General features: G+C 38.6%; 10 protein-coding genes. 4 read left to right on the forward strand and 6 right to left on the reverse strand.

Annotated elements, in window-relative coordinates:
- Positions 1-4 precede the first annotated feature (4 nt).
- Genes LBE40_RS07980 through LBE40_RS07995 form a run of 4 tightly spaced genes read left to right on the forward strand, consistent with a single transcriptional unit; the run spans position 5 to position 5,581 of the window.
- The gene (locus tag LBE40_RS07980) at positions 5-820 is read left to right on the forward strand and encodes an exodeoxyribonuclease III (RefSeq protein WP_004857849.1); all 816 of its coding nucleotides are present in this window, start codon (positions 5-7) and stop codon (positions 818-820) included.
- Between the two features lie 55 nt (positions 821-875).
- A complete protein-coding gene (locus tag LBE40_RS07985) occupies positions 876-2,354 on the forward strand; it encodes an efflux transporter outer membrane subunit (protein ID WP_004857847.1) in 1,479 nt (492 codons plus the stop codon).
- Positions 2,351-3,577 carry an efflux RND transporter periplasmic adaptor subunit gene (locus LBE40_RS07990; RefSeq protein WP_004857846.1) on the forward strand — a complete coding sequence of 409 codons (1,227 nt, stop codon included), beginning with the start codon at positions 2,351-2,353 and terminating at the stop codon, positions 3,575-3,577. The genes LBE40_RS07985 and LBE40_RS07990 overlap by 4 nt, the downstream gene beginning before the upstream one ends.
- A gap of 3 nt (positions 3,578-3,580) precedes the next feature.
- Complete coding sequence (locus LBE40_RS07995) at positions 3,581-5,581, forward strand: MacB family efflux pump subunit (RefSeq protein ID WP_004857844.1); 2,001 nt, start codon at positions 3,581-3,583, stop codon at positions 5,579-5,581.
- Between the two features lie 563 nt (positions 5,582-6,144).
- On the opposite strand, the gene LBE40_RS08000 is transcribed toward LBE40_RS07995, so the two are convergent.
- The 6 genes from LBE40_RS08000 to LBE40_RS08025 all read right to left on the reverse strand — a co-directional run bounded on the left by LBE40_RS08000 (position 6,145) and on the right by LBE40_RS08025 (position 12,583).
- Positions 6,145-6,783: a YdcF family protein gene (locus LBE40_RS08000; RefSeq protein WP_004857842.1), complete on the reverse strand. Its 639-nt coding sequence runs from the start codon at positions 6,781-6,783 to the stop codon at positions 6,145-6,147.
- A gap of 34 nt (positions 6,784-6,817) precedes the next feature.
- The gene (locus LBE40_RS08005) at positions 6,818-7,771 is read right to left on the reverse strand and encodes a cell division protein FtsX (RefSeq protein ID WP_004857840.1); all 954 of its coding nucleotides are present in this window, start codon (positions 7,769-7,771) and stop codon (positions 6,818-6,820) included.
- Positions 7,764-8,423, reverse strand: coding sequence for a cell division ATP-binding protein FtsE (ftsE, locus tag LBE40_RS08010; RefSeq protein ID WP_004857838.1), 660 nt, complete (start codon positions 8,421-8,423; stop codon positions 7,764-7,766). The genes LBE40_RS08005 and ftsE overlap by 8 nt, the downstream gene beginning before the upstream one ends.
- A gap of 426 nt (positions 8,424-8,849) precedes the next feature.
- Complete coding sequence (acs, locus tag LBE40_RS08015) at positions 8,850-10,808, reverse strand: acetate--CoA ligase (protein WP_004857837.1); 1,959 nt, start codon at positions 10,806-10,808, stop codon at positions 8,850-8,852.
- A 789-nt stretch (positions 10,809-11,597) separates the two neighbouring features.
- Positions 11,598-11,813, reverse strand: a complete 216-nt coding sequence (locus LBE40_RS08020; RefSeq protein ID WP_252615189.1) for a hypothetical protein — start codon at positions 11,811-11,813, stop codon at positions 11,598-11,600.
- 554 nt (positions 11,814-12,367) lie between these two features.
- Entirely contained in the window at positions 12,368-12,583 is a 216-nt protein-coding gene (locus LBE40_RS08025) for a hypothetical protein (RefSeq protein WP_252615190.1), read from the reverse strand.
- Positions 12,584-13,046 lie beyond the last annotated feature (463 nt).

Raw genomic sequence — 13,046 nt, forward strand, 5'->3', positions numbered from 1 at the left:
ACGAATGTTCTTTCGTATTGCGACTTGGAATATTAATTCTATTCGTTTGCGTCTTACGCAGGTTTTTCAGTATTTGGATATCTTTGCGGCAGATGTTTTGTGTCTACAGGAGACAAAATGTCCAGATGCTTTATTTCCAGTTGAGGCTTTTGAAGCGGCTGGATATAAGCATATCGCATTGAGCGGACAAAAATCTTACAACGGTGTAGCGATTGTATCGCGTTTGCCTTTCAAGAGTGTTGAAAAGCGTTCCTTTTGTCAAAAGGAAGATTGCCGTTACATTTCGGTTATTGTTGAAGCCTATGGAAGAAATGTGAGGATTCATAATTTCTATGTTCCCGCTGGGGGTGATGTTCCTGACGCCGATGTAAATGAAAAGTTCCGTCATAAACTTGATTTTTTAGAAGAAATGTCTTCCATTCGAGCTGATCAGGGAGATGGTCTTTCTTCTCTTTTGGTGGGTGATTTGAATATTGCGCCTTTGGCAGAGGATGTTTGGTCTCATCAGCAATTGTTGAAGGTTGTAAGCCATACACCCATTGAAACTGAGCGTTTACAGGCTTTGTGTTGCCAAGGTGGGTGGGTTGATTTGATGCGTATGCATATTCCCATTCCTACCAAGCTTTATACATGGTGGAGTTATCGTGCACGTGATTGGGCGCTTGCTAATCGTGGGCGGCGGCTTGACCATATTTGGTCTTCTCCAGATCTCGTTCCTTTTGTGGCGGATCTTGCGGTTTTTCGTGTTGCACGGGGGTGGAATCAGCCTTCAGATCATGTTCCAGTACAAACTATATTTGATTTTTCACGTCAAGTTTGAAATAAGAGGTAAATAAAGTATTAATAATTGATTCTGGAGAAATACGGGAGACTAGATGCATATCAGCAAGTGGGTTGTTTCTAACAGATTGCTTTATAGTGTTTTGTTGTGTTTTTTTATATTATCAGGATGTATGGTTGGTCCTAATTACCATAAGACAACTTTTCGTGTTCCAGCAGTTTGGGGGGAGCAGTCTGCACAGACGTCTGGGCGTGCGGATGTGCTTGCAGGATGGTGGCGGCGTTTAAATGACCCTGTTTTGAATGCGTTAATGAATTATGCGATTTCTGGAAATAATAGTGTTGCCGTTGCCAAAGCACGGGTTCGTGAAGCGCGGGCTGGTTTAGGACAAGCTGTGGGATCTCTTTTGCCTAGTGTGTCAAATTCAATCTCAGGAACGCGTAGTAGTTCTGAGCAATCTGATGCGTTCTTCAGTCAATATCGTAGTGGTTTTGATGCAAGTTGGGAACTTGATTTTTTTGGTGGGCGTAAGCGGGCGGTAGAAGCAGCACGTTATGGTCTTGACGCGGCTGTGGAAGATATGCGCGCAACAATGGTGACGCTGTTGGGAGATGTGGCAACAAATTATGTTCAAGTGCGTGGTTGGCAACAGAAATTGTTGATTGTGCGGCAGATTGCTTTATCCCAGCGTAAAACATATGAATTAATGCGTGCCAAATTGAAGGCTGGTGATATATCTGAGCTTGATGTTTCAAATGCCCAAGCACAAATGGCAAATACAGAAGCAGATATTTCACAAATGGAAGCGAATTTAGCGATGAGCATTCATCGCCTTTCCGTTTTAACTGGTCATGTGCCTATGGCTTTGAAGGATCTTTTGCAAAAGAATGCTAAGCACGCAAAGATTCCGCAGCCAAAATGGCCAATACCAGCGGGAATTCCAGCTGATATTTTGTTGACACGTCCGGATTTACGACGGGCAGAACGCCAATATGCTCAAGCGACAGCACGCATTGGTCAGCGTGAAGCTGATCGCTATCCCTCTCTTTCTTTAACTGGGAATATTTCGACAGTAGCAACGGCAATAGATCAATTATGGAAAAATTCAACGATCGGATGGTCTTTTGGACCGGGGCTTCGTTTTCCTTTCTTTAATGGAGGGCAGGTTGTGGCGTCTGTGGCGGTAGCACGTGCACAGCGCGATCAAGCTTTTATTACTTATCGGGCGGCTGTATTAGGAGCTCTGGAAGACGTGGAAAATGCGCTTGTAAGATTGACAAAAGAGCACCAGCGATTAGAAAAGCTTATTGTTGCAAATAAAGCGTCTCTCCATTCATTAAAGCTTTCACGGAGTCTCTTTGAAAATGGAAATATCAGCTTCCTTGAATTGTTAAATGCTAATCGTTCCTATTATTCTTCGCAAATGGCGCTTAAAGATAGCCGTGTTTCTTTGGTTACTCAATATATTACCTTGATGAAGGCATTAGGTGGTGGTTGGGATGGCGTGGTTGATGTTTCACGTTCGGAAGTTGTTGATGGTGCACCGCGTTCGCATACGAGAGTAGGGCAATGAAAAAAAGTTTTATAAAAAATTTCATTACAAAACACAAAAAACTTTCTTTATTTTTAACTGGTATCCTTCTTCTCCTCTTTTTTTTATGGCTTCGTTCTGTTTTTTGGGGAACATCATCACCGGTTTATATGACAGCAGTGGTGAAGCGTGGTGATATCGAGGAAAGTGTTTTGGCTTCTGGTCTTGTGCGTCCTTATCGGTTGGTAGCTGTTGGTGCACGTGCAACAGGGCGAGTAGTTTCAATGCGCGTTTTCCCAGGCAGTGTTGTGAAAGAAGGGGATCTTTTGGCAGAAATTGATCCTACAGATCAAGAAAATGATCTGAAAAGAAAAAAAGCAGCATTATCCCATTATTATGCGAGTTTGGTAGAACAAGAAGCTTATCTCTCTCTTGCGCAGAAAAATTTAGAGCGTCAGAAAAAAATGATCGAATCACATGCAATTTCACGGGCTAATTTCGATGATGCTGCAACACAAGTGAAAATACGCGCGGCGCAAATTGCTCAGCTTCGGCAGCAGATTGTACAAGCACAAATTGATGTGGACAGTGCAGAAGTCAATTTAGGTTATACGAGGGTGACTGCTCCTTCAGCGGGCACAGTGTTAGCAACGGTTGTAGAAGAAGGGCAGAATGTCAATGCCGTTCAGTCGGCTCCGACGATTGTTATTTTAGGCGATTTGTCAAAGATGACTGTCAAAGCGCAAATCTCAGAAGCTGATATTCTTAAAGTGCGTGCTGGACAACCACTCTATTTTACCGTTTTGGGCAATTCGCAGCGTCGTTATGAGGGAACTCTAGAAAGAGTAGAGCCGGCACCTGAATCAATTCGTGCTGATGTGAGTATCAATCCTGGTGTGCTCGGAGGTTCTGGTTCTCTGGCATCATCGGCTATCTATTATAACGGTATTGTGCATGTCGATAATGCGGATAATTTTTTGCGTACTTATATGACTGCACAAGTTCATATTATCTTAGGGCGTGCTCAAAATGTTTTGTTGGTTCCAAGTGATGCTTTACGTGATGAAACAAAAGAGCATAAAGCATGGGTTTCTCTTTTAGTAGGGAAAAATAAGGTGGTTGCAAAACAGGTGACTGTTGGGCTTAATAACAAAGTTGTAGCAGAGATTGTTTCAGGCCTTAATGAGGGTGATGTCGTCATTACCGGTTCGCGCGATGGGGTAATGCCAGATATTCCTGATGAACATAGTGAAGATGAGAGCTAAAGCATGAAAGCAGATGCTGTCCTTGTTTTAGAAAATATTGTGCGCAAGTTTCCTGCCGGCGACACATTTGTCACTGTTTTGAAAGACATTAATCTAACCATTAAGCGCGGTGAAATGGTAGCGATTGTGGGAGCTTCTGGTTCAGGAAAATCCACCTTGATGAATATTTTAGGCTGCCTTGATCGACCAACCTCTGGGCGCTATTGGATTTCAGATAAAGAAACAGCCTCCCTTGCTGCTGATGAATTGTCGGCTTTGCGGCGCAATCATTTTGGATTTATTTTCCAGCGTTATCATTTGTTGAATGAATTGACAGCTCTTGGTAATGTCGAAATTCCAGCTATTTATGCAGGGTTTCCTGTTGCGACAAGAAGACAACGTGCACAAGACTTGTTAACGCGCTTGGGAATGGGCAATCGGATGGATCATCGTCCAAACCAACTTTCCGGTGGTCAGCAACAACGTGTGTCTATTGCTCGGGCGTTGATGAATAATGCAGAGGTTATTCTCGCAGATGAGCCAACCGGTGCATTAGATAAACAGAGTGGCCAAGAAGTATTGCGTATTTTGGATGAGCTTCATAAAGAGGGGCGCACTATTATCATTGTAACCCATGATATGCAGGTGGCTGAAAGAGCAAATCGTATTATTGAAATCAGCGATGGAGAAATTGTTGCCGATAAGGTGTCAAAGGGCACAAAAACAAAAGCTGTGGGTGCAAAAACAAAAACTGATAGTGAACCTTTTCAGGAGAATCAAAATCTAAAAGGTGAACAATTGCTTGGTGCTTTTCGTTCTTTTGCTGAGCGGTTTCGTGAAGCCTTTATTATGGCTTTGTTAGCAATGAATGCGCATAGGATGCGAACTTTTTTAACAATGCTTGGGGTAATTATCGGTATTGGTGCAATTATTGCTATGGTGGCTTTAGGAAATGGCACACGAGAAAAAATTATGGAAAATTTTAAGAGCTTGGGCTCTAATACATTGACAATTTTACCTGGAAAAAGTTTTTCTGATCCACAAGCAGGAAAAATAACCAGTTTGGTTGAGGCTGATGCAGAAGCTCTCTCAAATTTACCTTATATTTCTGGCGTGACACCTCAGATTTCAGCAAACTCGACAGTGCGTTTTGGTGCAGTAGAAGTCAATGCTGTCATTATGGGGGTGGGGGAACAATTCTTTCAGACACAGGGGCTTAACGCTATCAAAGGGCAGTTGTTTGATCAGAAAAGTGTGCATGATCGGGCGGTTGATCTTGTGGTTGAAAAAGAAGCGCTTTCTGTTCTTTTCCCCCATAGCCGTGAAAGTCCTCTTGGGAAAGTGGTTCATGTGGGGCAGGTTCCAGCGCGCATTGTTGGTGTTGTGGATCCGCAAAATCATGCAAATGGAGGGGTGGCAAGTACGTTGCAGATTTATTTGCCTTATACGACAGTGCAAACACGTTTTCTTGGAACAACGCAGGTTCGTGCAATTACGGTTAAGGTTGCCGATCATGTTGATTCACATTTGGCAGAGAAGATGGTACAGCGTTTTCTTACTATGCGGCATGGTGGTGAAGATTTCTTTATCAGAAATTCAGAATTCTTCCGTGAACGCATCATGGAAAGCACACATATCTTAACGCTTTTAGTCTCTTCAATTGCAGCTATTTCACTGATTGTCGGTGGTATTGGGGTGATGAATATTATGTTGGTTACTGTTTCGGAACGTATCAATGAAATTGGCGTGCGTATGGCAGTTGGTGCACGTCAAAGTGATATTTTACAGCAGTTTCTCATTGAAGCGATTTTAGTTTGTGTGATTGGTGGTGGTATTGGGGTTCTATTTGGACTTTCTATCGGTGGTTTGTTTTTGCTGTTTAAGGCACCTATCCACTTGATTTATACGATTGATTCTATCGTTATGTCCCTTTTCTTTTCAACTCTTATCGGAGTGTGTTTTGGCTTTTCGCCTGCGCGGCAGGCTTCACGGCTTGATCCTGTTGTTGCTCTCTCACGCGATTAAGCGTCATGAAGTGTGCGCAGGGGGGGTATGGTTGTTTGATGTGTTATACGAGGTAAAAACATTTGTAAAAAGAGGCATTGATCAAGAAGGTAAGGATGCTGTACGGAATACCTGCTTTAACGAAATAACGAGTAGGCACGGCGGGTGAGTGAGTGTTTTTTCTGTTGCTCGTTATTGTGGTGATGAGAAGTGTATGAAGTAATCTCCATGAGTTTTCCATACATGATTTTTTAATTCTCTTGCAGCCATTTTATTGGTTGTGGGTAGTACGGTTACGTGGAGCTCATATTTATGCTCTATCAGAAATTATTATCTTTAGAAATTTTATGCCTTCTAAGAAGGATCCATATTATCCTGTGCACAAGCTATTGTAGGTAAAATTTATGTGGGGGGGTGGTGCACTTTTTGTTTTGGGCAATGATTTTAAATTTTTGTACAAAAACTGGTTTTAGAAGGAATTGGTATGAAGAGAGTAGTATTAGTGATGTAGTGACCGGTTGTGTAGAAAAAGCTTATGGTGCGAAGAGCTTTTTGGAAAATTTTAGAAAATCAGTGCGCAAAGATTAAAATAAAGTTCTAATATAGACATCGATTGTTTTGATATATTGGAATAACAGAATGCGTATTTGATTGATCTGTTGTATTGTGCTTTCATTGCCGCTCTTTTTAACAGGATAAGCAATGAAATCGACATCAGGTATGAGATATTTAAGCTCACGCAGAGAGCGCCACATATGGTAATCATGGGTGACGATATAAACTTTTTGGTAGCGGTTTTTTTTGATCCAATCAGCGCTTTCTTTGGCATTGCCTTTTGTGTTAATCGCTTTATATCCGATGTCAACGCAACAGGTAAAGAGCTGTGAAGTGATATGCGCGCTGTACATGAAATTCTTGAGATTAGTTGTTATGTTGACTCCACTGATTAATAGTCGCGAACCAAGCCCCTTTTGTAAGAGTTTTAGTCCTGCTTCTATACGTTTTTCTCCTCCTGTAAGAACGATGATTGCATCTGCTTTTGGCAAGGGATTTGGTGGTTGAAGTCGTTCGGTTTTTTCAGAAAAAACTACAAAACCGACACAAAAGAGGAGTATGACCATTAAAAGGGCAAGTGCTGTTGGTGGGAAATAGCGCAACAAGTAGCAAAGATACCATAGATTTTTACGTTTCTGCTGAGGGTGCTCTAAATTACTTTGCGTCATGATTTGGAATTATATGAGTCGTAAGTTATAAAAATTAAAATAAGCCGTTTTCACATTGATCTATTTTTTTTAGCTGTGCCAGAATAGTTATTCGGTTTGTAAGCGTGGTAAGAAAAGAAACGAAAAAAATAAGAGCAATGATTTTTCCATAGGGAAGAGAACTTATAGAAATATATCCAAACAAAGCGGTTATTTGGCTGGTTTCCACTCTTCCTAGGTTATAGTTGGTCCACAAGGTAAAAGCAGCAAATAGAAATGCGCTTGTGATACCACCGTATAACGCTCCGCGTAGTGCAGTTTTAAAAAAATGCCAATCGAATTGTCGTGCAATGAAAAGGGTTTCCGTGCCTAGAAAATATAAGACATTGATAATATGGGCATTCTCTGCCAGCGCATTGCGTGTGGCAAAGATGATTGTGAGTATCAGTGAGGCTAGAACCAATGTTAAAATTGAAAAGCCAATAAAAACTGTTGTATGTGCCATTGTTGAAAAACGATTCACCCAAACACGGTGATCATCAAACTGGCCTCCTGGAATTTGTGTTTTAATGGCGTCATTGATTGCACGAAAATTGATTTCTTCATTCTCTTTCAGTGTTACGATGATAAGGCGGGGAAGAGGCAGTTCATTTAAGCTTAATCCCGTTCCAAGCCATGGTTCGAGCAATTTTTCCGTAGCTGTTTGATCAACAATGGTGGCATCTTGTACACCATGAAATGTTTTAACCAATTTAACCGCATCACGAAGGGCTGTTTCGATATCAACATTGTCAATGGGACGTATTTGAATGGTTGCTTCATAGCTGATTTGATTGCTCCAACTGTTAGCAGCACGCTGTACCAAATCAACACCGATTAATGTGAGGCTTGAGAGAAATGTCATAATAGCAATCACTGCAACAAGTGCTTGACCAGAAATGTTGCTGCTGGGAATAATAGCTGTTGCGTTTTTTTGATTGCTTGTAAAAATAGGGAAAGACTTATTCATGAATTGTCATCCGTCCGTTATGGAGAAGCATACGCCGTGCTGCGACTTGTTCCATCAGTGCAATATCGTGGGTGGCAATGATGACAGCCGTTCCAAAACGGTTTAATTCTATAAACAAGCGGAGCAGGCGTTTTGCCAAAGGTGGATCAACATTTCCTGTTGGTTCATCGGCAAGCAGGATTTCAGGTTGGTCAATGAGTGCACGCGCAATGGCTACTCTTTGTTTTTCTCCGCCAGAAAGAACCGGTGGTAAAACATGAATATGGTCTCCAAGGCCTACCCAACAGAGAAGATCTTCCACTTCGCTGCGATACGTTGCTTCTTCTTGCCCTTTAATGCGTAAAGGTAAAGAGACATTTTCGTAAGTTGTCATGTGATCGAGAAGACGGAAATCTTGAAAAACGACACCGATACGTTGTCGTAATGCGGGAAGTTCTTGTCGTTTAAGCAATGCTGTATCGTTTCCAAACAGATCAATATGACCGCGGGTTGGTTTGAGTGCCAAAAACATAAGACGCATCAACGATGTCTTACCTGCTCCAGAGGCGCCTGTGAGAAATTGAAATGATCCAGGAGGAATATGAAAGCTAATATCACGAAGGACTTCAGGGCCCATTCCGTAGCGCAGACCGACATTCTCAAAATGAATCACTTTTCGTTACCACTTCTGCTTTTATATTGCACCATTGTAAGGATTTTTGCTCCCATTACTCTAGGTTTTTGTTCGGTTTATACTTTACAGTTTTCAATATTTTTTCTTTCACAATTTCTCATTTTTTATTGAGAAATATTGCTTGTAAGAATATTGTTGATCGTTATATCTCCTTATTTTACCTTTATTTATGATTTTAGCAGGAATTCCAAGGTGTTTCTAGCAGAAACATGAAGGCTTTCGTTCGAGTTTTGTCGCTTTAGCAGTGATCTTTTTCGTTTGCTGGTGTTTTTCTTTCTTCAAGTTTTTGTAGAATTCATACTCCAAAATTCTGAATGTTTTCTTTTTCACCCTTTCTTGGTGACTTTAGTAAGAATGCCGAGATAATTTTAGTAGGAAGGCTAAAGCCACCATTGGTGTTTTGCGTTAAGCAATGGCTTTTCTATTTTGGCGATTGGCAATAAGATCATCAACGACTTGTGGTTCGGCAAGGGTTGAAATATCTCCTAGATTACCAAAATCATTTTCGGCGATTTTTCGCAAAATGCGTCTCATAATTTTTCCTGATCGTGTTTTGGGTAGTTGAGGGGCAAACTGAATTTTATCCAATATGGCAATGGAGCCGATTTCTTTTCTGACATGTTTAATCAGCTCTTCTTGCAATGCTTCACTTGAGGTTGTGCCTTCCATTAAGGTGACAAAACTGTAAATTCCTTGTCCTTTAATGGGATGAGGGTAACCGACAATTGCTGCTTCTGAAACAGCAGGATGTAGAACAAGCGCTGATTCAATTTCAGCTGTTCCTAGCCTGTGTCCAGAGACATTGAGAATGTCGTCAACCCGTCCTGTAATCCAATAATAGCCATCGCTGTCACGCCTACACCCATCGCCTGTAAAATATTTCCCTTTATAGGATGAAAAATACGTTTCAATAAAGCGTGCATGGTCATTATAGAGTGTGCGCATTTGTCCGGGCCATGAGTCAATAATGCAGAGATTGCCTTCTGCTTCTCCTTCTAAAATATTTCCTTCAGCGTCTATGATTTGGAGTTGTACTCCAAAGAAAGGACGTGTGGCTGAGCCTGCTTTCAAGTTTGTGGCACCGGGGAGGGGAGTGATCATATGTCCTCCTGTTTCTGTTTGCCACCATGTATCGAGAATGGGACATCTGTCGTCTCCCACCGTATGGTGAAACCATTCCCATGCTTCTGGATTAATGGGTTCACCTACGGTGCCTAAAAGGCGCAAGGATGCTCTTGTCGAGCGTTCGACAAATGAATTTCCTGCACCCATTAAGGCACGAATAGCAGTTGGTGCTGTGTAGAGCGTATTTACTTTGTGTTTGTCGACAATTTCCCAGAATCTGCCTTTGTCGGGAAAGGTTGGTGTTCCTTCAAACATTAGAGTGGTAGCACCGTTGCATAGAGGTCCATAAACCAAATACGAATGACCAGTAATCCAGCCAATATCGGCAGTGCACCAGTAAATTTCATGAGGATGATAATCAAAAACATATTGATGTGTCATCGATACATAAACGAGATAGCCTGCTGTTGTATGTACAACACCTTTGGGTTTGCCTGTTGAACCTGAGGTGTAAAGAATAAATAGAGGATCTTCAGCGCTCATTTCTTCCACAGGGCAATCTGTTTTGGTATGAGGTATTTCTTCATGGTACCAAAAATCACGTCCCTCTACCCAATGAATTGTTCCACTGGTGCGCCGTATGACCATGACTTGATTGACATGCACATTCTGGTGGGTTGCTATTTCAATAGCATGATCAACGGTCTCTTTTAAGTTTATCTGTTTTCCTCCACGTAAGCCTTGATCGGCAGTAATGATGAAGGTTGATTCACAATCAACAAGACGTTGTGCTATTGCTTCAGAAGAAAAACCTGCAAAAATGACTGAATGAATGGCGCCAATGCGGGCACAGGCGAGCATGGCATAGGCTGCTTCGGGGATCATGGGGAGGTAAATGGTAACCTTGTCACCTTTTTTTATACCGTGGTTCTTTAAGATATTGGCAAAACGACAAACATGTTGATAAAGCTCTTTATAGGTTATTTTTTTATCATGATAAGGGTTATCTGCTTCCCAAATAAGGGCAATTTTATCACCATGGTTTTTTAAATGGCGGTCAACGCAATTATAGGCAACATTTGTTATTCCATCCTCGTACCATTGAATTGATATATCTCCATTAAATGAAGTATTTTTTACTTTTGTATAAGGTTTAAACCATTCAATGCGTTGACCGTGTTTTGCCCAAAAGCTTTCTGGATCATTGATGCTTTCTCGATACCATTGGTGGTAAGTTTCTTCATCGATCAGAGCATTTTTTTTGATATTATCTGGTATTGGATAGATTTTTTCAGACATATGTTCCCTCTCCTTATTTATTATTTGGAAAAATCAGCCATTATATTTTTGTGTTTTTTGGCAGAGTTATTCCCAATAAGCTTTTCATTTTGAGATTAGACGAAATTACAAATATTGAAATAGTTAATTTTTCAAATCTGATGCGTTCGTATTTAAGAGGGGATTTTTATGCTGTTTTAGGATGCTTAAATGCCACAAAGTATATCATCATAAAAAGATGTAAATTGTATAAAATACAAAAAGAGCATATTGTTATATAGAGCTTTTTATAAACGAATAAAGAAATTAAAGATAGATGGGATGAGGGCGTTTGTAGGTTACGGGTGTCATTTGTAAATCTATCCCAAAAGTGCGAATATTGTGATGACACAGGTTTAGCGATTTAAATGTTTTTTGTGCGCTTTTTTTGCAAAAAGAATAAATTCATTTATTGTAGATATTTTTTATTTGTAACCAATGTTTATAAAAAATAACAAAAATAGAAATATATATAATTAAATGGATAATAATTTTAATATTATATTACTTAAATTCCAAAATAACTATAATTAACAATCCAAATTCAGTTGTTTTAAATAATGTTTCTAGGAATTTATGATAAATATCTATTATAAAAATCAAACCTAAAATGTGTAAATATTATAAAAAATAGATACCTCTGATGTATTTTTTATCCATAGATATAGACATTTATTTTGCTATATTTATAAATACATGCTTATCATGCTATTAACTTCAGAGATATCTTGCTTAGTTATTTTCTATGAATTAAAATAACACCCTTTTAGCTTACAATTTTAACCCGTTAAATGTATTTAAGAGACCTGTAAGTGCTTCTATTCCAGGTAAGCCCGGAACTATAACATTTAGATATGTGACAGATGTTCCTGATGCTCCACCGCCTATGACCACTGTTTCATTTGTTGGGGTATAATCACCAACATTAGATCCTCCCCCGTAACCTGTTGAACCGTGTGCGTCATATGTTGTAGTTGAACTACCCATTTTTGTTTTCCTTTATTTTGCTATTATTAGCTGTTTTAAAAATCGTATCACGATGATACATACAAAGACTTATCACTTCTCTTTTAAAGATGTCAAACATAATTTTGAATTATAGCAATAAAAACACTGTATGAGCAATAAATGCGTTATGTATATATTAAAAATACGAAATATTATTTTAAAAATTGATGTAAATTAGTATATTTTCTTGATAAGAAAAAAGTACATAAAGCTTATATCTAATGATTTGTTTATAGAATATAATTAATAAATTTTAATTAAAAAAATATATGATAAAAAAGATAATTGTCATTATTAATGATTAATTAATTTTATAGATAAAACCTGTCATAATAAGTTAAAACTTGAAATAATGATTACAAGATTTTATAATAAATATCCATTACAAAAAATAGATATCTCTGATGTATTTTTTATCCATAGATATAGACATTTATTTTGATATATTTATCAAATACATGCTTATCATGTTACTAACTTCAGAGATATCTTGTTTGGTTATTTTTTACGAATTAAAATAACGCCTCTTTAGCTTACTTTTTGTAAGCCTTGCCTGCATTGTAAAGACTTGTAAGTGCTGCTGTTTGAGCGCTTTTCTGAGCTGTAACATTCATATATGTGATAGATGTTCCTGATGCTCCACCGCCTATGATCACTGTTTCATTTGTTGGGGTATAATCACCAGTATTGCATCCTCCCGCGTAAGCTATTGAACCGTGTGTGTCATATATTGTAGTTGAACTACCCATTTTTATTCTCCTTTTTGCTGTTATTAGCTGTTTATAAAACGTATCATCATGATACACGTAAATGTTTATCATTTCCTTTTTTAAGATGTCAACATAATTTAGAATTATATAAATAAAAATGCTGTACAAATAATAAATACACTATGTATATATTAAAATGCAAAATATTATTTTAAAAGTTATATAAATTAGCATATTTAAATGATAAGCAAACAAAAAAGTACATAAAGCTTATATCTAATGATTTGTTTATAGAATCTTTCCAACTATAACCAATAAATTTCCATTGAAAAACATATAATAGAAAAAATATAATTGTTATAAAAAATGATTCATTAATTTTATAGAGAAAATTATTCATAAGAAATTATAATCTATATTAATATTATTTATGAAAATTATTTTATTAATTTTTTCGCTATTTATTAAATAAATGTTAATATAAATCAAAATATCTACGGAG

Source organism: Bartonella taylorii, from assembly GCF_023920105.1.
Lineage (GTDB): Bacteria > Pseudomonadota > Alphaproteobacteria > Rhizobiales > Rhizobiaceae > Bartonella > Bartonella taylorii.

What these genes read in the sequence shown, in the direction of transcription:
- LBE40_RS07980 (WP_004857849.1), top strand. Translation starts at nt 5, where the DNA reads ATGTTCTTTCGTATTGCGACTTGGAATATTAATTCTATTCGTTTGCGT.
- LBE40_RS07985 (WP_004857847.1), top strand. Translation starts at nt 876, where the DNA reads ATGCATATCAGCAAGTGGGTTGTTTCTAACAGATTGCTTTATAGTGTT.
- LBE40_RS07990 (WP_004857846.1), top strand. Translation starts at nt 2,351, where the DNA reads ATGAAAAAAAGTTTTATAAAAAATTTCATTACAAAACACAAAAAACTT.
- LBE40_RS07995 (WP_004857844.1), top strand. Translation starts at nt 3,581, where the DNA reads ATGAAAGCAGATGCTGTCCTTGTTTTAGAAAATATTGTGCGCAAGTTT.
- LBE40_RS08000 (WP_004857842.1), bottom strand. Translation starts at nt 6,783, where the DNA reads ATGACGCAAAGTAATTTAGAGCACCCTCAGCAGAAACGTAAAAATCTA.
- LBE40_RS08005 (WP_004857840.1), bottom strand. Translation starts at nt 7,771, where the DNA reads ATGAATAAGTCTTTCCCTATTTTTACAAGCAATCAAAAAAACGCAACA.
- acs (WP_004857837.1), bottom strand. Translation starts at nt 10,808, where the DNA reads ATGTCTGAAAAAATCTATCCAATACCAGATAATATCAAAAAAAATGCT.
- LBE40_RS08020 (WP_252615189.1), bottom strand. Translation starts at nt 11,813, where the DNA reads ATGGGTAGTTCAACTACAACATATGACGCACACGGTTCAACAGGTTAC.
- LBE40_RS08025 (WP_252615190.1), bottom strand. Translation starts at nt 12,583, where the DNA reads ATGGGTAGTTCAACTACAATATATGACACACACGGTTCAATAGCTTAC.